Annotated in this window: 14 protein-coding genes, 2 rRNA genes and 2 pseudogenes; 11 read left to right on the top strand and 7 right to left on the bottom strand. The window is 37.2% G+C overall.

Features of this window, described 5'->3' with window-relative positions; all coding sequences use genetic code 11:
- Nucleotides 1-23: 23 nt before the first annotated feature.
- Nucleotides 24-863, bottom strand: a complete 840-nt coding sequence (locus NMY3_RS04025; RefSeq protein WP_196817650.1) for a ParA family protein — start codon at nt 861-863, stop codon at nt 24-26.
- A 118-nt stretch (nt 864-981) separates the two neighbouring features.
- Nucleotides 982-1,875 (bottom strand): annotated as a pseudogene (locus tag NMY3_RS04030) (IS5-like element ISThar1 family transposase).
- 302 nt (nt 1,876-2,177) lie between these two features.
- On the opposite strand from NMY3_RS04030, the gene NMY3_RS04035 reads away from it, so the two are divergent.
- The 5 genes from NMY3_RS04035 (at nt 2,178) to pheA (ending at nt 5,726) form a co-directional block, all read left to right on the top strand.
- Nucleotides 2,178-2,390: a DUF504 domain-containing protein gene (locus NMY3_RS04035; protein ID WP_196817651.1), complete on the top strand. Its 213-nt coding sequence runs from the start codon at nt 2,178-2,180 to the stop codon at nt 2,388-2,390.
- Nucleotides 2,391-2,426: 36 nt separating this feature from the next.
- Nucleotides 2,427-2,843 carry a hypothetical protein gene (locus NMY3_RS04040; RefSeq protein WP_196817652.1) on the top strand — a complete coding sequence of 139 codons (417 nt, stop codon included), beginning with the start codon at nt 2,427-2,429 and terminating at the stop codon, nt 2,841-2,843.
- A 519-nt stretch (nt 2,844-3,362) separates the two neighbouring features.
- A complete protein-coding gene (gene folP / locus NMY3_RS04045; RefSeq protein ID WP_196817653.1) occupies nt 3,363-4,214 on the top strand; it encodes a dihydropteroate synthase in 852 nt (283 codons plus the stop codon).
- A gap of 58 nt (nt 4,215-4,272) precedes the next feature.
- The gene (locus tag NMY3_RS04050) at nt 4,273-4,899 is read left to right on the top strand and encodes an exosome complex RNA-binding protein Csl4 (RefSeq protein WP_196817654.1); all 627 of its coding nucleotides are present in this window, start codon (nt 4,273-4,275) and stop codon (nt 4,897-4,899) included.
- A complete protein-coding gene (gene pheA / locus NMY3_RS04055; RefSeq protein WP_196817655.1) occupies nt 4,896-5,726 on the top strand; it encodes a prephenate dehydratase in 831 nt (276 codons plus the stop codon). The genes NMY3_RS04050 and pheA overlap by 4 nt, the downstream gene beginning before the upstream one ends.
- Here pheA and NMY3_RS04060 read toward each other — a convergent pair whose 3' ends face one another.
- From NMY3_RS04060 to NMY3_RS04070, 3 genes are all read right to left on the bottom strand, one after another.
- Nucleotides 5,727-6,194, bottom strand: coding sequence for a hypothetical protein (locus NMY3_RS04060; protein WP_196817656.1), 468 nt, complete (start codon nt 6,192-6,194; stop codon nt 5,727-5,729).
- 254 nt (nt 6,195-6,448) lie between these two features.
- Nucleotides 6,449-7,450 (bottom strand): diphthamide biosynthesis enzyme Dph2, encoded by a 1,002-nt coding sequence (dph2, locus tag NMY3_RS04065; protein WP_231100228.1) that lies wholly within the window; start codon nt 7,448-7,450, stop codon nt 6,449-6,451.
- Between the two features lie 814 nt (nt 7,451-8,264).
- The gene (locus tag NMY3_RS04070) at nt 8,265-8,570 is read right to left on the bottom strand and encodes a hypothetical protein (protein WP_196817658.1); all 306 of its coding nucleotides are present in this window, start codon (nt 8,568-8,570) and stop codon (nt 8,265-8,267) included.
- A 68-nt stretch (nt 8,571-8,638) separates the two neighbouring features.
- Between NMY3_RS04070 and NMY3_RS17015 the strand changes: the two are divergent.
- From NMY3_RS17015 to NMY3_RS04085, 4 genes and pseudogenes are all read left to right on the top strand, one after another.
- Nucleotides 8,639-8,782, top strand: a pseudogene (locus NMY3_RS17015) (copper resistance protein CopC); the annotation flags it as partial.
- A 63-nt stretch (nt 8,783-8,845) separates the two neighbouring features.
- Nucleotides 8,846-9,181 (top strand): hypothetical protein, encoded by a 336-nt coding sequence (locus tag NMY3_RS16635; protein WP_231100234.1) that lies wholly within the window; start codon nt 8,846-8,848, stop codon nt 9,179-9,181.
- 879 nt (nt 9,182-10,060) lie between these two features.
- Nucleotides 10,061-11,529, top strand: a 16S ribosomal RNA gene (locus NMY3_RS04080).
- 881 nt (nt 11,530-12,410) lie between these two features.
- A 23S ribosomal RNA gene (locus tag NMY3_RS04085) occupies nt 12,411-15,365 on the top strand.
- Together the 16S and 23S rRNA genes form the textbook arrangement of a ribosomal RNA operon.
- 315 nt (nt 15,366-15,680) lie before the next feature.
- Here the strand turns inward: NMY3_RS04085 and NMY3_RS04090 are convergent.
- A complete protein-coding gene (locus NMY3_RS04090; protein ID WP_196817659.1) occupies nt 15,681-16,076 on the bottom strand; it encodes a hypothetical protein in 396 nt (131 codons plus the stop codon).
- A gap of 48 nt (nt 16,077-16,124) precedes the next feature.
- Nucleotides 16,125-16,568, bottom strand: a complete 444-nt coding sequence (locus tag NMY3_RS04095; protein ID WP_196817660.1) for a GNAT family N-acetyltransferase — start codon at nt 16,566-16,568, stop codon at nt 16,125-16,127.
- Between the two features lie 447 nt (nt 16,569-17,015).
- Between NMY3_RS04095 and NMY3_RS04100 the strand changes: the two genes are divergently transcribed.
- Together NMY3_RS04100 and NMY3_RS04105 are read left to right on the top strand one after the other, a co-directional pair.
- Entirely contained in the window at nt 17,016-17,435 is a 420-nt protein-coding gene (locus tag NMY3_RS04100; RefSeq protein WP_196817661.1) for a response regulator, read from the top strand.
- A 107-nt stretch (nt 17,436-17,542) separates the two neighbouring features.
- On the top strand, nt 17,543-19,294 hold the full coding sequence (locus NMY3_RS04105; protein ID WP_196817662.1) for a sensor histidine kinase: 1,752 nt from the start codon (nt 17,543-17,545) through the stop codon (nt 19,292-19,294).
- Nucleotides 19,295-19,442: the final 148 nt, after the last annotated feature.

The following is a 19,442-nucleotide window of genomic DNA, read 5'->3' on the forward strand; positions in this document are numbered from 1 at the left end:
ATTTAAAATTAATATTTGTTATTCTACGCATTATTTGTCATTTCGCTTATGATGCTTCTTAATTTTAAAGAAAATGGATGATTTGGATTGTTAATTACTGTCAAAAACTCTCTAGGACTAAATTGTATGTCGCAATAACATGGTAGTGGGGAAAGAGAGTTTGCACCCGTAACGGCATGAAGTTCTTCCAAAACTTTCTTATGATCTTGGTTTTCTTCAAGATTAGAATCGTGTGTAGTGGCCGGAATACAATATCCTGATATCCTATTTAACAATATATAAGAAATAGCACCAAATCGTACAAATGTTGTATAAATTTCAAACAATAGTTTTTTTGTTCCTTCAATGTCTAAATCATCCATTTTCATAGTAAGTATTAACTTATCAGCTATTGACAGGGCATTAATGGACCAATGTCTTATTCCTGGACTCGTATCAATAATGATGTAATCTGTATCGAGCTTGGTAATAATTTGTTCTCGAAGAAAAACTAATTTCCTAAACTGTTTTTTCCAATAGTCTGTTCCATTACCCATTTCAAATTTAAATATCGCGTCTCTGCTAGGATTAGAGAATCCAGTATAGAGTTTCCCTGTAAAATTGCTCTGCTTTTGATCATCTTTAAAAAGAATTTCAGTCATATCAATTATCGATTCATAAATATCTGCATTATTATCCAAAAAGTCGTTTATCCATTTTTTTGGATTTATCTTAAAATAATTATGTAAGCTGGGTGCATAGACGTCTAGATCCAGTATGGCAACCTTTTTCCCCATTTTTACAAGTAATGCTGCGGTATTAGCAGCTATTGTGGTCTTACCAGTGCCTCCCTTATAGGAATGTATTGCTATACAGTGAGTCATACTTAGCTTGCCTACTACATTACTTCAAAGTTCAATATTAAATCTTTTGAAAATTTATTATTGAAATATGCTTTGTTGCATAATTCCTTATTCTCCGGTTATCATCATGATCATCATGTTATATTCTTCTAAAAATGTTATACAATGATACTTTTATCATGATCTCCTTTACCATGTTTTGAAACCTGTTTGCTGATGTGTATTCACCAAACATTCTCTTTATAGCTGAGAACACAGTTTCAGATATCCATCTCTGTCCGTATTTTCTTTTTGTCTTCCATTTCAACAGATCCTTTGCTTGTAACTTTACTTCGTTGTTCCTTAACCTATTGTTTTTAGGAGAAACAATAGAGTTCCTTCTTACCTTTATACCTGGATTGATCTTTTTGTCCTCAAGATACACAAAGTTTGGATTTGAATCATAGGCTCCATCAGCTAGTACCGATTTTATCTTTACAGTGTTTGGTTCTCTCGAATCCAAAACATGATTGACTAGTTTCTTTAGCATTTTCCCATCATGTACCTTCTCATCTGTCACTTCCAAAGCAATGATTTTCCTGGTCTTTATGTCTACAGCAACGTGGATCTTGAGATATCCTTTTCTATTTTGTGTATTCCATTTCTCATCCATCTACTGACCTCTGTTAGTAATCTTGATACCTGTACTGTCTATTGATATTATTAGGTCATCATCGTCATCCATCTTGTCTCTTTTAATATCGATGTTTAGCTTGTTGATTCGTTTACAGATGTGACCATAACTTGGTGGATTAGCAGGTAACCTTTTTCCTGTGGCCTTAATTATACCTTGGGTTTGTCTGTATGGTAGGTGAAATAAATAGCGAATGTAACCAATGGCCAAGATGAAAGAATCTGGAAATACAAATGGTTTACCCTTTTTGTTTATATTCATATTCTCTATCTCTGAACCCCAACCATCAAGGAAATCATACGAGAAGAGGATCTCACCGCGTTGAACTAATGAGCGATTGTAAGAGGGCCAGTCTATCACAAATAATCAATCTGTTCATTCCAGCTAAATATGTTGAGTTAGGCGACAAAGCAATTGAAATAAATATTTTATTGTTAGCCTCAGAGATATTTGTCTTCCTTTGTGAATCCTTGATCCATAGATCACTCACTTTCATGCTATTAAATACGAATGACATAGATTTGATAAGAACTTACTATGTCGCAGGTTATTAAAAACGTACAATATCATTGTGCTGTATTCATACATCAGTGTCCTCAATATAGATCAGGTGAAAAGATCGTTTGATGGCGTATATATGACATGTAAATAAATTGTGATTTATGCCTAAGAAAGGTATATTAGAAGAAATTATCAGTAAAGCTCTCTATGCAGATGATGCATCTTCGTATCTAGTAACATATAGAGATTACAAAGATTATAAAATAATTACATTGTCAGATTTCATCTTAATTTCTGAAAATTTTCAAACAATACCCGCTTCAAGGATAACAAAAATTGAACTAAAGGGACGATTATTATATAAAAAAAATTAAAATATTACATTGTTTAAACACCAATAATAATAAATCATGGAAAAATATGTTACCGAATTTAAAAACCTTTGTAATGAAATTGTACAAATCGATTCAAGAATACGATTCATTGGGGTTGCTGATAAGCATGGAATAATTATTACCACTGCAGAGCGGAAAGGAATAATTCCACTTTTAAGCGATGAAGAAACTGAGCAATATGCTATCACTGCCTCCACCAGGCAATATACTAGGTTAAGGTGGCAAGATATACTAGGAAAACTGAATTATACTTGCTCTCTTTATGAAAAAATTTTGCGGATTACTATACCAATAACAAATCAGAAAAATAGATTAGAGTATCTCTTGATCTTTACATTAGATCCACATACAGATGACTTTGATAATTTAATCATGGAAAAAATAATGCCCTCGATTAGTGGTTTCTTTTCGAAGCTTTTCAAAGTAAATTAGTCCCGCATTAAAGGCCAATATATGGAAATAACGAGTATCAAAACCCAAGATCAAGATCGGTCTGTGTAAAACATATAAAAGTCATCATTGCGATTTATGCTTAGGATATCATTCAAGAGTAATATTATGTTATTAGGATATCATTCAAGAGTAATATTATGTTATTATTTGACTTTCATAAACTGATTTTTAGGCATAAAAAGGGAATTGAATTGAATAAATGGTACCTTTTTCTATAATCTGACAATTTGTAGACTGAATAAGAAACCCTTTTTTACCTGTAAAATGCAATCTAAAAACTTAAACATTCACACTCTAGTGACGGTGATATTGTTGAATAAATTACCATAATTAATCATAGAGAATTCTTTTCATTATCTTTTCAAAGCCTTTGCTTGTCTTTCAAAAAATTCTCTGAATTTTGTGATACCTGGTCTATATTTGATAGTTGTCTAACGATTTAATCGATTCATCTGAATGTTTTTAAAAGAAAAAATATATTTTTGTTTGTTGACAAATGTGGGTAATATTTCAGTCACTTCATATGGAAAGACTCGGATTATGGGTATCATAAATGTAAGTCCAGAATCATTTTACAAAGACTCGATAAAACATCAAGAAGACGAGATTCAAGATACAATCCTTAGAATGCAGAATAATGGAGTTGATATAGTGGATGTAGGTGGTATGTCAACTGCTCCATACTTGAAGACACTAATTCCAAAGGATCTCGAATCAAAACGATTACACAATGCAATCTCAGCTATTAGGCAAATTAGCAATATTCCTATATCTGTTGATACAGTAAGATCCGACGTAATCCAATCCTTATTGAAATTAGATGTGAATGCGATTAACGACGTTACTGGCTTAAAATATGATAAAAAAATGCCTATCCTGGCTTATGAGCAAGATCTTCCTGTGATCCTTGGCGCTTATCTGTCTGATAGAGAAAATCTTCAAGGTGATGGGGACATACAGGATACTATTTCTCTACTAGCTGAAAGTATTAGAATTGCCAAGAAATGTAAAATCGACGATGATAAACTAATCATCGATCCCTCGATTGGTTTTTTTAGAAAAGACGGATTAAATCCATTTTATTCCAAAACTCTGGGAATGGATTGGTACGTGCGTGATATCGATATAATTGCTAATATTAAATTGTTAATGTCTTTGAAAAAACCGATATGCGTTTCAATTTCCAGAAAATCGTTCATAGGATCTTTATTTGGTTTAGCTGTGGAAGATAGACTAATTCCTTCAATTATTGCTGAGATGTATAGCGTTATTAATGGAGCCTCTCTGGTACGAACTCATAATGTCAAAGAAACTAAACAAGCAATAGATATGCTCGAAGTGATCAACTAGATACCTGAGTTAATGTAACAATTATAACTATTAGAAAACAAATATCGTTTGATTTGATTTGAATAAAACTCATGAAATTGATTATATTATTCCTGGAAAACCGTTAGCTATAATTGAAGAATTTGATGCGGGGAAAAACACCTATTTAGATGAGGGTGAGGTTAGATCTTCTGTTATTGGAAAATCTAGCGCTAACATGGTCGATCGTATTTTAAGTGTTAAACAAAAAAATCCACCTATGATACCCAAGATTGGTGATATTATTGTTGGATATATCGATATGTTATTTGGAAATATGATATCGGTAAGGATTGTTTATATCAATGAAAAATATTCTAAATCTGGTTTTTCTGCGATAGCCTCGACTCGTATGTCTAATTCAGGGGGAAACTATGGTTCAGGCTGGCGTGAGAGAAGCTATAAAGGTAAATTTGTTTTTAAGGTGGGCGATATTATAAGGGGAAGAGTATTCAGCTTATTGAATTCTTCAATTCATTTAACATTAGAGGACAGAGACTTGGGAGTTGTGTATACAATTTGCTTTTCTTGTGGAAATGAATTTGTCAAAGTACCTGGAGGATTAAAATGCAATTCCTGTGGTAATTTTGAAGACAGGAAAGTTTCAATTGATTATGGAAAAGAATCCTTTACACTTTTGTATGATAAACAATTTCCTATGACATGAATGCATTCAAGGTAGGTTTTCAAGGCGAATCTGGATCTTACAGTGAAGCATCTGCGCGTATTCAATATCCTGATCCAAATTATTCATTCATTCCGTTTAGATCATTTCGTGAATTGTTTGATGGTGTTGAAAATTCTACAGTGGATCTGGCAGTAGTTCCAATTGAAAATTCTACAGAAGGGAGTGTAAATGAAACTTACGACTTACTAGTTGAAAAACCTCTTTACGCTATCGGGGAAATATATCAGAAAATACATCATTGTTTAATCATCGATAATGATGCGTCTCCAGACGAAATTTCTGTTGTCTATTCTCATCCACAGGCATTGGCTCAGTGTAGAAAATATATTCAAAAGAAACACTTAGAATCAATCCCTATGTACGATACTGCAGGATCTGTTAAATTTATTAAAGAAACTCATAGTACTAGCGCAGCAGCAATAGCTAGCAAGCATGCTGCCCAAATCTATGACATGAAGGTTGTAGAAGAAGACATCGAGGATAATTCTAATAATTTTACTAGATTTCTAATAATTTCTAAAAGTTATAATAGGAAAGCCGATGACAATAAGATATCAGTTATTTTTTCTATCCCTCATACCCCTGGATCATTATATTCTATACTCCAAGAATTTGCATTAAGAAACATTAATTTAACAAGAATTGAATCAAGACCCACGAAAAATATACCTTGGGAGTATTATTTTTTTGTAGATTTAGAGGGAAACGTTAATGATGATAAAATTTCTGCCTCTCTTTTAGCTGTCAAGTCGGCTACTATTTTCTTTAAGTTATTAGGTTCGTATAGGAAAGACGAAATAAGGTAGTTATGACTGCATTCTGGTTCTGATTCCTAATCCTAATATCACAACACCAGTTATGATCAACATCATTTGACCACTAAACGCAAGTGGACTGGCCTTCGAAAACGCCCCTAAATTCAAATTTAATGTATTTTCCCCTTCATTAATAACCTGAATTTTGTACTTACCATTTGTTTCCGATGTAACAGTTTCATTCAGTACCCCAATATTTCCAGTTTTATTCATTATCAATTTGTTGTTGGGGTCTATTACTAGCACTGTAAATTTAGATCCATTGGCATAAATATTTGCGATGTTGCCCGAATTCATATCTGGAGTGAATATTCCAGATTGATTTGGTTTTATCATCTCAGTAATTTCCACATATCTGGGGATATTCGAATCAATAATTGAAACAATACCTATCCCAATAAAAATGAAACCTGCAATAAAAAATATTATCAGGGAAAGCCTTCTTGATATAACTACCATAAATTTGCTTATGATAGCAGATGATTAAATATAATCTTTACAAATTCTACTGCAACAATTATTCGATATCGATTACTGTTTGAAAACCAAACAATGCTTCTTATGCTATGGTTTATTTTTTATTAAACTCTGATTAGGAGATTGATTTGGTAATCTCTATAAAATGTCAATCATGCAGAAGAATTGTATAACTGACATGCAATAGCAAGTTTTGTATCAGATGCTTCGGATTCGTGGCGTTATCCAAGTTTACCTTATAACCAATGCTGAATTTTGAAAAATTCCTCGATGGGTTCTTTCTTTAATAACTTTATCAAAGCTAATCCTTGTGGAACTGATAGTACTGGTTTGGAAAAATAATTATCAGTTCCTAGTCGTGGACATGCTACTTGAATAAACGCATCAATTTCTCTAAAGTTTTCTAACTTCTCATTTGAAATCTCGGTCAAAGCTATCAGTTGTATGTTAATTCCTAATTTGCTTAGCTCTTTCTTAAATTCTAAAGCTTTAATATTTGCAAATTGTCCCTCTTTTAATCCTATTATTATCCCCAAAGTTCTTGCATCGAGTGCCTTATACACAGAGAGTATTGCTCTCTTCTTGACAACTTCTGCTTCGTTATTGATTTGTAAAAATTCCTCAAAATATGGATCGAGCATAAATGTCGGTTTTTCTGTAGAAAGGGCTATCCCTATCGAATGGAATCTACTTTGGCCAAGAAAAATAAAAGCCTCAATTTCACTTTTGATGTTGTGCAGCGGATGAAATTCACAACCAAAGACTTGTGTATCATTCAATTGTCCTTTACCTTTTCCTTTTACCACGACAAACCCGTTATCCTCAAAAATCTTCCTGACCGTGTCAATTTGATGCAAGTGTTGACTGTCTGTAACTAATGATATAGTTTTAAATCGCCCCTTTAGTTCCGTTGCGCATTTTAATGCAACATTATCAAATCTTATAGTGTCAAAGGCATTTATCATGAATACTTTCTCTCCAAAATTTTCTATAGTTATAGTATGTCCTACGTTAAATAATATATCTGCACCCAGCATCTCTGCAGCATGAGTGTTAAGATCACAAGAACCCCAGCTCTTATCTCCTATTATATATGATATTATGTTGAATTCATTTTCAATTTTTTCAGAAACTTTTTGAATTTTTGGTAATAGGGGTTCAGGACCATTCAAAGCTATGGAACGAGGTTTTCTGTCTCTAATGATATCAAAAATTCTGTCTTCATCTATCTGGATCAAATTAAACGCCTTTCTGAATCGTATTGGACTATACATTAATATTTTTATGTATTTTTGTATCTCATCTTTCTATAACCAAATACATTCACGGCCGTTTCTTCCTCTTATGAATTTTGAATATTTGATGTATAATTTTGTAATCATACTTCGATAGTCAAGAGTTCAATCAATTATTATGATTATGGTTCTTGGTCACGGATTAATGATTTGGATACTTGGAGAAATAACAATAATATAGATAAAACTGTTACCGCTGTGCGGATAATGTTATTAGCTTTAAGAATGGGCTGGGCTGGGCTGGGCTGGGCTGGGCTGGGCTGGGCTGGGCTGGGCTGGGCTGGGCTGGGCTGGGCTGGGCTGGGCTGGGCTGGGCTGGGCTGGGCTGGGCTGGGCTGGGCTGGGCTGGGCTGGGCTGGGCTGGGCTGGGCTGGGCTGGGCTGGGCTGGGCTGGGCTGGGCTGGGCTGGGCTGGGCTGGGCTGGGCTGGGCTGGGCTGGGCTGGGGTAATGGCTATCCTTTCTTTTATTCCATTTTCTCTTCAGGATCTCTTTCTGAAATAGTTTAGAGATTTATAAAAAATTCGTTGCAGGTTAATCATGCAACAGCTCCCCAGGTTACAATCGATAATGCCTTAACTATTACATTGTTTGCGGACGTTACCGCTTTTGAATCGTCGAGGCTAATGGGCTCCGCCCTGAGTAATGGCAGTTTGGAATATTAGTTAAGAGATCAAATGATATGACAAATGATAATAAAATCAAGTATTATTCAAAAGCACAATATGTGTTACAATATTTATAAAAATACATAAAAAATTAGGTAGAGTTCCTATTCAGTTGTTGGCTTAGATCAAATTGTGAAATATATGGTTCGGGGAATCCTGTTCTATCCTCAGGACATCCGAAACCTCCTTGCAGTGCCTTTCTTACCACATTTTCGGAAATGTCAACTGTAGAGTTATCAGAAGGTGCAGATTCTCCTCCTGATGGTTGACATGAGAATGTTACATCAAAGTTTGTTCCATTGATGTTTCCATAAATCCTATAGTCAAATGTTGTTGCAACTGTTGGATAAAATGTCTCTGACTCATATTTTCCTACTTCACCAAATGCAGGATCCAAATTAGGTTACAAAAAATCCAGAGCCAAGAGCAAGTAATATCAAAATTATGAGTTCTAAGAATTAAAGAATTGGTAACACCGATTTAAGAGCATCCAATTCAGATAAGTCACTTTCTGTTACATTAGACTCATCTAAAGTTATCCCCGGCGTTTACACCGTCAATTGGCTTGTAATATCTAAAGACGACCTTCATATTACAAAAGGCTCATACGTTTTTTCAGTTGAAGACAACAGTAGTAAAACAAAACAACCATCAGAACAAAATATATCAAATATGTCCCCCAATTATTCTAAAAATCTTCCGACCACTGACAATCTAGTTCTTAATTTTAATATTGCTCCTTTTAAAACAGGCTCAAATACCTTTAATCTTGATATTTATTATGTAAATAATACCGCGATTGAAAATATTAGGAATGTGTTTTTAGAACTTAATAATTTTGATAAGAACTTAGGATCACTTGTTGATACTATGAAAAAAGTAGGATTGGGAAATTATTCCTCTATTGGAAATTATCTTAGTCAGGAAGGGAAATGGGAAATAAAAATAACCGTTCAAAGAATTGGTGAATACGACATCAACCAACGAATCAATGTTGATGTCAAATAAGCAATTCATAACTGTTATTAGAACTGCATAGCGTTCAGCATGCAACCCCAAATAATGATTAAACTACAAACATCTTGTTAAATGAAATATTATTTTATCATACCAATCCTATTATTTATTGATATTTTTAGGTTCGGTTTAAGAATTTGGATAGATCGTAGTAAAAGTCAGGGCATAACTTGAAATATTTCTTGTCCAATATATCTTTCTGATTAAAATTATTCATACCCTAAGGTTAATATTATACTGAACAAAAATCTATTTTGACTTGCATTCCGCAAGTCGCACAGGAGTTAGAATGTGAATGGAAAAATTAGTAACTATAACAAAGTAACTACTTTTCGATGAAACAACTAATCGATGTCATTAAACTAGTTAACATGAAAATGATGAGGGGAGATTCGATCAAAAAAATCAGTGCTGACCTGATAGATTGAATCTGACATGGGAATGATCAGATAGATGATATCGAAGTATAGATCACTATAATGCTATTATAATTGCATTAAAGATGATCCTATAGAACAAATCTAGCTAATGTGTGATTTATTTATTTGTACTAAAAAACAACATACAAATCTAGTTTTTCGATCGTACTCTTTCTCTTTATTGTAATCAAATCAAATTGATATACAATAAAGAAAGAAACTCAATAAACGTCCTTTCAATTTTTTAACTTAACTTTTCTTTGCTATTTCTCCTATCCTAATAAGATAGAAGAACAAGAATAGAGGAGGAGAAAGGAAAGGAAAGGAAAGGAAAGGAAAGGAAAGGAAAGGAAAAGTTAGGAAAAAAAGAAATGAAATGGACGATAAAAGTTCAACCGACGATTTATAATAAAGTAAATAATAATTCTACAGCCATTATTTACTTTATTTGACTCCGGTTGATCCTGCCGGACCCGACTGCTATCAGAGTGGGACTAAGCCATGCGAGTCAACATAGCAATATGTGGCATACGGCTCAGTAACACGTAGTCAACATGCCCAGGGGACGTGGATAACCTCGGGAAACTGAGGATAAACCGCGATAGGTCATCACTTCTGGAATGGGTAATGACTTAAATCTATATGGCCCCTGGATTGGACTGCGGCCGATCAGGCTGTTGGTGAGGTAATGGCCCACCAAACCTGTAACCGGTACGGGCTCTGAGAGGAGGAGCCCGGAGATGGGCACTGAGACAAGGGCCCAGGCCCTATGGGGCGCAGCAGGCGCGAAACCTCTGCAATAGGCGAAAGCTTGACAGGGTTACTCTGAGTGATTTCCGTTAAGGAGATCTTTTGGCACCTCTAAAAATGGTGCAGAATAAGGGGTGGGCAAGTCTGGTGTCAGCCGCCGCGGTAATACCAGCACCCCGAGTGGTCGGGACGTTTATTGGGCCTAAAGCATCCGTAGCCGGTTCTACAAGTCTTCCGTTAAATCCACCTGCTTAACAGATGGGCTGCGGAAGATACTATAGAGCTAGGAGGCGGGAGAGGCAAGCGGTACTCGATGGGTAGGGGTAAAATCCGTTGATCCATTGAAGACCACCAGTGGCGAAGGCGGCTTGCCAGAACGCGCTCGACGGTGAGGGATGAAAGCTGGGGGAGCAAACCGGATTAGATACCCGGGTAGTCCCAGCTGTAAACGATGCAGACTCGGTGATGAGTTGGCTTATTGCTAACTCAGTGCCGCAGGGAAGCCGTTAAGTTTGCCGCCTGGGGAGTACGGTCGCAAGACTGAAACTTAAAGGAATTGGCGGGGGAGCACCACAAGGGGTGAAGCCTGCGGTTCAATTGGAGTCAACGCCGGAAATCTTACCGGGGGCGACAGCAGAGTGAAGGTCAAGCTGAAGACTTTACCAGACAAGCTGAGAGGAGGTGCATGGCCGTCGCCAGCTCGTGCCGTGAGGTGTCCTGTTAAGTCAGGTAACGAGCGAGATCCCTGCCTCTAGTTGCTACCATTATTCTCAGGAGTAGTGGAGCTAATTAGAGGGACCGCCGTCGCTGAGACGGAGGAAGGTGGGGGCTACGGCAGGTCAGTATGCCCCGAAACCCTCGGGCCACACGCGGGCTGCAATGGTAAGGACAATGAGTTTCGATTCCGAAAGGAGGAGGCAATCTCTAAACCTTACCACAGTTATGATTGAGGGCTGAAACTCGCCCTCATGAATATGGAATCCCTAGTAACCGCGTGTCACTATCGCGCGGTGAATACGTCCCTGCTCCTTGCACACACCGCCCGTCGCTTCATCGAAGTTGGTTCTTGGCGAGGTGGTGCCTAATTGGTACTATCGAACCTGGGGTCAGCAACGAGGGAGAAGTCGTAACAAGGTGGCCGTAGGGGAACCTGCGGCCGGATCACCTCCTTAGTTATTATATTGTAGTAGTGGTAGTGGGTTAGAAGGGGCCTAGTGCTCTTTCTAATCTGCGAGACTTTACAATAAAATTATACTAATAAAATAAAATCCCTAAATCTATCATATTATCATAATCATCATCTTCATCTTAATACATGAATGATGTAAGATAAAAAAGAGAGGGAGTGCAATCAAATCAATCTGATCAATCAATTCCTTCATTTTTCATTCATACGGTTCGAAAAACTGACTAGTATGTTGTATTTAGTATAAAAAATATTCATAGTTGCTGGACAGTTCTATTGGCGTAGTCTGTGTAAATATTATAATACATACCATAAAAACAATCTAAAATCATCTATCTGATCATTCCAAACAAAATCAGCATATGTAGTATCGGATGCAATTCTTTGTCTCATAAAAAAATGAGGAGTAGAAGATAAAGAATGAAGTTGATGTAGTAAACGTTGTTTACAATGATCATCATGTAAAGGAAAACTCCAATCATATATGGATAGAAAATGAAATACATAGAATAACTAATACTAATCCAAAATTATTGTGATAATGAATAATTTATTATTCGCGTAATAATGGAATAGTGAATTGTAGTAAAATATTATGTGTAACTGGTTGTAGTGCAAACAGAGATTAATATATAAACATACATACGAAATACCAAATACCGACCAAATCAAATCAAATCAAATCAAATCAAATCAAATTAGACTTTTCTACCACAAGTGGAACTAACTAACTAACTAACTAAAAGACTAGACTAGATAACTAATCTAATAACTAGATCCAAAGGACAAAGAAAGAAAGAAACTCCAACAAAAAATAAAAAATAGAAAGTAAGTAAGTAAATTTATTTATTTATTTATAACTACTGGACTGGTGCAAAGACGCCGATTGGTGGATGACTCGGCTTGATAAGCGATGAAGGACGTGGCAAGCTGCGATAAGCCTGGGTTAGGTGCATGCGACCGACGACCCCGGGATTTCCGAATGAGGTCTCTCTATACACTCCCATGCTTTAGCTAGGGAGAGCAAACCGTCCGAAGTGAAGCATCTGAGTAGGACGAGGAAGAGAAATCAATTGAGATTCCGTTAGTAGCGGCGAGCGAAAGCGGAACAGCCCAAACTGAATCTGTTATGGTAACATGATAGAGATGTGGTGTTACGGATATGGCGTATAGGATCCTGTAATCGAAGCTAAAGTGTACTGGAAAGTACCGGAATAGAGGGTGATACCCCCGTAGGCGAATGAGAGCAGGATTCTGTCATATTCAGAGTAACTGGCCTTGGCAGTGGCCAGTGAAGATGGGTGAAAGTAGCATCCAAGGCTAAATATTCATCAAGACCGATAGAATACTAGTACCGTGAGGGAAAGTTGAAAAGTACCCCGGAAGGGGGGTTAAAAGCGCCTGAAACCAATCGGTTACAGACGTGTATGGCTCGAAAGGATTTCTAGAGTCATACGTTCCGTCTAGAAACACGGGCCAGGGAGATTGCTGTCATGGCAAGCTTAACCTTTAACAGAGGGAAGGCGAAGGGAAACCGAATTTGCGCATTTTTTCATTTGAAAAAAGAGGCAATGGATCTGAAAGGGTCTTGAGTCATGGCAGTAAGGCTAGAAACCGGACGATCTAGTCCTGGATAAGACGAAGGTGAGCGAAAGCTCGCTGGAGGTCTGCAAGGGTCCTGACGTGCAAATCGGTCCCCTGATCTGGGATTAGGGGTCAAAAACCAATCTAGTCCGGTGATCGCTAGTTCCCACCGAAGTGGATCGCAGTCCTGCCTTAGCTGAGATTGCTTGTACTGTAGAGCACCGATCGGGCGGTAAGGGCTCGAAAGAGCTCGCCATCCATTCGAACTCCGAATGTGCAAGCGTCGTAGAAGCTAGGAGGCGGGTTTATGTGGGGTAAGCCTCATAACCGAGAGGGGGACAACCCAGACTAAAGTTAAGGTCCCCAAATGTCTACTAAGTGTCAAACCAAAGGGTGTTTTCGAGCAAAGACAGCAGGAAGGTAGGCTCAGAAGCAGCCATCCTTCAAAGAGTGCGTAACAGCTCACCTGCCGAGCTCGAAAGCCCCGAAAATGTACGGGGCTCAAGTAGACTACCGATACTTTAGACCACCGACGATGTCGGTGCGTGGTAGGTGGGCGTAGTGTTTGGGTAGAAGCTGGGCTGTAAAGTCCAGTGGACCGAACTACTAGTGCAGATCCTGGTGGTAGTAACAGCATAGCCGAGTGAGAATCTCGGCGACCGCATGGGCAAGGGTTTCCCGGCAATGCGTCATCAGCCGGGAGTTAGCCGGTCCTAAAAACAACCTCAACAGAATTGTTTGAATGGGAAACTGGTTAATATTCCAGTGCCTTGAAAGTTCGTTATTACCTCTTCTGTCGCTTCCGGATAGGGTAAGCAGAACCGTCGTTCTGTCTAAGTATTCTAGCTTTGAGGAGTGCCGTAATGGCGAGAATTAAAGCGAGATACCAATGGCCTTCTGCAAGGAGGGTTTACTTGATTCCAGGAGACAATGAAAGCAGAAATAGGAAGATACTTTCAAGACCGTACCGAGATCCGACACTGGTGCCCTGGATGAGAAGTCTAAGGTCTATCGGGTATACCGTATGGCAAGGGAACTCGGCAAAATAGCTCCGTACCTATGGTATAAGGAGTGCCTGCAGTTTTTACGAGGAGTAGGGACTGCAGGTCGCAGTGACTAGGGGGTCCCGACTGTTTAATAAAAACACAGGTGGTCGCTAGTCCGAAAGGATGTGTATGGCCTCTGTATCCTGGCCAGTGGCGGTACCTAAAACCTGGGTTCAACTGGGCTAAGGGCCGCTAAACGCCGGGAGTAACTCTGACTCTCTTAAGGTAGCCAAATGCCTTGTCGGGTAAGTTCCGACGTGCATGAATGGAACAACGAGGGCCCCGCTGTCCCTGCCTACAACCCGGTGAAGCCACATAACGGGGACGAACAGTCCCCGAACCTCTGTCGGGGAGAGAAGACCCTGTGGAGCTTTACTGCAGCCTGTTGTTGCGATATGGTGTCAAATGCAGAGAGTAGCTGGGAGCCGTTATGGTCAGTTCTCCGGGACTGATTTAGGCAAAAGTGTAACACCAGCCATTTGTTACCGTATCGCTAACCTGTTTAACAGGGACATCGGCAGGTGGGCAGTTCGGCTGGGGCGGCACCCCCTTGAAAATGTATCGAGGGGGCCCAAAGATTGGCTCAGGCGGGACAGAACTCCGCCGGTGAGGGCAAAGCCAAAAGCCAGTCTGACTGGATTCCCAATGATACGGGATTCAGAGGCGAAAGCCGGGCTTAGCGATCCATCATGTCCTCACTATTGGGGGCTGGTGGTGACAGAAAAGTTACCCTAGGGATAACAGGCTCGTCGCGGGCGAGAGCTCCCATCGACCCCGCGGTTTGGTACCTCGATGTCGGCTCTTCCCATCCTGGTTCTGCAGCAGGAGCCAAGGGTGGGGCTGCTCGCCCATTAAAGGGGAACGTGAGCTGGGTTTAGACCGTCGTGAGACAGGTCGGTCTCTGCCTGACAGGGGCGTGGTTGTCTGAGGGGAAGTTGCCCCTAGTACGAGAGGAACAGGGCAGCGCAGCCTCTGGTTTATCAGTTGTCCGACAGGGCAAGCTGAGCAGCTAAGCTGTTTAGGATAACTCCTGAAAGCATCTAAGGAGGAAGCCTTTCCCGAGAAAAGACAACCTTCCGTAAGGAGGAGGGCGGCCATAGAAGATGGCGTTGATGGAATGGAGGTGTAATTATCAAGCCTTCGGGCGAGATATTCAGCCTGCCATCACCAATAGCCCAACGCACCTGATCTGTAATTAAAAAATTACAACCGACAAGTAAGTATGTGGATATATGTGTAAGTGTATATAGATAGCTAACTAGTAAGTAGGAAGGTATCTGAGTATCTGAGTATGTATGCAAATACATGTTTTATCTTCTTCTTGATTGCACTGCATCATCATCATCATCACTACTACAGTAATGTAGCGTGAACCAAAAGCACAAAAATATGAACTACATTTCTATTTCATGCGTAAAGAATAGCTTTATGATCTGTCAAGTAATTTTGATTATGTTTAGTTTTATGATTTTTTCTTCTAAATGATGTTATGATTGGACTTTCTTTCAGTTTACGGTAGTCGAAGGGTGAATTCGAGCTAACTTGCTATTTGAAATCAAAGCTCGGGTTCTTTTTTCATCTAAAGCTTCTTCGATAAATACATTTACAGTCTCAATTGAATATAACCTCAATATTTCAACTAATTTGGAATTTCTGTTCAATTCATAATTTTTCATTTTGCCTTTATACTTATTTTCTATTACAATCTTATTTTGAACTAATTGGGGGATGATTCTTTGGACTGTTCTTAAAGGTATTTCACTAGATTTGCTTATTTCTGCTGTAGTAAAATTAAACTGCTGATTTATTATAAGAAAATCAATCACTCTGGCTATATTATTTCGAAAAATTCTTTCCAGCGGTCGATTCTTTATTAGAGTTAATTCTGTATTTTCATCCATGTCAAATACTATTTCTGACAGTATAAATTGTTTGTGCCAAAACTGGCGCTAAAGATCAAATCTCAACATTATTGCTTTCTTCTTGAACCCTATTTTCTCATAAAATTTAGATACTTTTTCATCACAATCAAGAATTATTTTATAACATCCACGTTCTCGCGATATGGTGATCAGCTTATTCATAATTTCTTTTCCAATACCTCTACCCTCGTACCCTTTTCTAGTTGCTACATCTTCTATATGGCCAACCTTGCCTCCATTATGAATGAATTTCTGTTCTATGAATAATGTGGCTGTACCGATGACCTCTCGACTCTTTGTATCCTCTGATATAATTATTACATAATCCTTATTTGTTATGATTTCTTTTATGATTTCTTTTTTTAACACTTCATTAGTTTTTATGCCGCCTACCGCGGATAAGTTTGAGAGTGTTTCAAAAAACCCATTATCAAAATCATTCTCTTCAATTTCTCTTATTATGAATGACATGCGTTTTAAATTATTTTGACGTATTGTTAAATTAATCTTTATTCACGTATTTACCCTAAAAACTCGAAAATTCGGTTTATGGGTATTAAAAATATATACAATCTCTTCTTCATTGATCGAACATTACGATTAATATCTATATTCAGTTGATACTTTATGTTATGGTCTTTAGGCCTATTTAGTAATTCTTCCAAAGTCTCCTTTTCCCATATCCAATCTTGAGAATGCCTTAGTTTTGAAACAAAAATTCTTTGGGTAAAATATATCGTCTTGTTAATTACACATTACCATAATTAACCTTGTTTTTTCATGAATGAACTTTGTACTGTTAAAATTAAACTATTGAATGTCTTAAGCTTATTATATTATATAAAGAAATTACGAATTCTTTAGAAATGCTAATTAATATATTTCCTTTAATCAATTATTAGTGTAAAAATAATATCCATGACGTCCGAAGTTGAAATTAACAATCCTAACAAGAATAAGATGGCTAGAATAATGGTAGTGGATGATGAAAAAGATATTCTTAGAGTTATTAAGAGAGATTTGGAAATAACAAATGAATTTCAGGTGGAAGTATTTTCGAGTGGCCATGATGCGTTGAGCTCTTTTAAAAATCACGAATTAGGCTACTACGACGTAATCATCACTGATATTAGAATGCCTAGGATGAATGGTTTTGAGTTATATAGAAATATCAAGGAAATGCGCCCTGACACCAAAATTGCCTTCATTACTGCGTTTGAAATAAACAGAGATGAATTTACAAAAGTTCTTCCATCAATTGATGTTAAAGATTTCATTATTAAACCGATCGATATGAATGATTTAATTTTTAAGATTAAATCTATGTTAGCAATTTAGATGGAACTTTCATATCAAAAATGTTAAACAGCTTGTAAATGATAAGCATAGTATCATCTAGAAATAATATTTTCTTGCTGATTCTTGTAATTGGCGTAGGTATTTCTTTGTCTATATTATCATATCATTATTCTGGCCTAACCGCAGATCAAATTGGTGAGATTGCTTCTAGTGATATAAGGTCAAATGCCATAATTGAAACAGACGGTCTTTCTAAAACTCTATTGCATATCATAGATCCAGTATCTACTAACCTCGAGATCTTGTCTAAAATTGTAAATTACAGCAATATAGATGGAACTAAACTAATTATGGATGAAGTTCAGAACTCGACAAAGTCGTTGACTGAGGGATACTATTGGATAAATGAAGATGGTAGAATTGTCTCAATAAGCAACGTTAACTCTAGTATAATTGATTCATATAGTAATATTGATTTAAGTAATCGAGAATATTTTGTTATTCCTAAAGAGACTCATGCTAGTTATTATAGTAGTGCAATAGAATCTATAGACAAAATTCCGCGACTTTATATTTCATTTCCTGTTATGGAACAATCCGACGGAGAACCTGTGTTTAAAGGGGTTATCGTTGCATCCATCAAAATTCATGAATTAGGTCGTTTTTTACAAAGCGAATTAGCTCCTCAAGTAGCAGGTAATGTTGGGTTGATGGATAAGAATGGTATTATTATTTATGGTAGTAATCCTTCGCTCATTGGAAAATACTATCTTGGAGAAGAATTTCAATCCCTAGTACCTGAGGAAATTAGAGGACCTTATAATTCTCTATTGGCTAGATCTCTTCAAGGATCGGCTGGAGCTGAAGATCTAATATTGGATGGGGGAAACAAGACTACTATTACATATCAACCCGTCTATATAGGTGGAAAGTATTTGTGGACTTTGTTTGTGAGCTCTCCTCATCAATTAGCAGCTGAGGTGGGATTTTTGATAAATAATCAGAAAAATTTTAGTACTTTAATGATCCTAATAATTGGAGCGGTAGCCTTGGGCATTGCGTTTTTGATCCTTTCCTGGAATAAACGGCTAGAGTCTGCAGTAAATTCGAGAACTATAGAACTAAAAGATGCAAATAATTCATTGATAAAATATAATAAGTTACTCGAATCGGCTAATGAAAAACTGAGCATTCATGATAAGATGCAAAAAGAATTCATAAATATTGCTGCTCATGAATTGAGAACTCCCATAATGCCTATACTTGGAGATGCGATATTTCTTGAAAAACAATTCGAAGATGGAAAAGAAGAAGTCAAAGTTGACAAAGAACAAGTGAGTTCTATTATTAGAAACGCCAAACGATTAAAGAGATTAGCATCAGATATTTTGGATATTACTAAGATCGAAAGTCAGTCCCTGAAGCTTAACAAAGAACGCTTTAATATCAGGGACATTATTTTGTCGTCGATCAGTGATATAAAAACCCAGTTATTAAGCAGTAATCCAGAGCAACTAGAAAATTTGGATATAATATATGAACCCCAAGACATCTTTGTATTTGCAGACAAAAATCGAATCACACAGGTTATTTTTAACCTTCTAGGCAATTCTGTAAAGTTTACTGAAAAAGGATCGATTAACATCGAAGTAAAAATTGAGAGAGATGTGGTAAAAAATATTGAAAATGTGATCATTAGTATTTCGGATACTGGACAAGGTATCGATCCTGATATACTTCCAAGATTGTTTACTAAATTTACTTCAAAGTCTTTTGAAGGTACTGGTCTTGGTTTGTTTATATCAAAGAGTATTATTAATTCTCATAATGGCAAGATCTGGGCAACCAATGATCCCAATGGCGGTGCTACCTTTTATTTTAAAATACCTCAACAGTGAATTAAATGGATGTAAATCAATGATGCTTTTGCAGATTTTATAAAATCCAAGTTGATCTCGGCCATGAAAGTATGATACTAGATTGGGAGAAAAACTAGCTCGAAAAGTAAGATGAAACAAAATTCAGATGCCGGGTCTAATGTCTCTG

This window comes from Candidatus Nitrosocosmicus oleophilus, assembly GCF_000802205.1.
Classification (GTDB): domain Archaea; phylum Thermoproteota; class Nitrososphaeria; order Nitrososphaerales; family Nitrososphaeraceae; genus Nitrosocosmicus; species Nitrosocosmicus oleophilus.

What these genes read in the sequence shown, in the direction of transcription:
- NMY3_RS04040 (WP_196817652.1), top strand. Translation starts at nt 2,427, where the DNA reads ATGGAAAAATATGTTACCGAATTTAAAAACCTTTGTAATGAAATTGTA.
- NMY3_RS04095 (WP_196817660.1), bottom strand. Translation starts at nt 16,568, where the DNA reads ATGTCATTCATAATAAGAGAAATTGAAGAGAATGATTTTGATAATGGG.
- pheA (WP_196817655.1), top strand. Translation starts at nt 4,896, where the DNA reads ATGAATGCATTCAAGGTAGGTTTTCAAGGCGAATCTGGATCTTACAGT.
- NMY3_RS04100 (WP_196817661.1), top strand. Translation starts at nt 17,016, where the DNA reads ATGACGTCCGAAGTTGAAATTAACAATCCTAACAAGAATAAGATGGCT.
- NMY3_RS16635 (WP_231100234.1), top strand. Translation starts at nt 8,846, where the DNA reads ATGTCCCCCAATTATTCTAAAAATCTTCCGACCACTGACAATCTAGTT.
- NMY3_RS04025 (WP_196817650.1), bottom strand. Translation starts at nt 863, where the DNA reads ATGACTCACTGTATAGCAATACATTCCTATAAGGGAGGCACTGGTAAG.
- NMY3_RS04090 (WP_196817659.1), bottom strand. Translation starts at nt 16,076, where the DNA reads ATGGATGAAAATACAGAATTAACTCTAATAAAGAATCGACCGCTGGAA.
- NMY3_RS04060 (WP_196817656.1), bottom strand. Translation starts at nt 6,194, where the DNA reads ATGGTAGTTATATCAAGAAGGCTTTCCCTGATAATATTTTTTATTGCA.
- NMY3_RS04035 (WP_196817651.1), top strand. Translation starts at nt 2,178, where the DNA reads ATGCCTAAGAAAGGTATATTAGAAGAAATTATCAGTAAAGCTCTCTAT.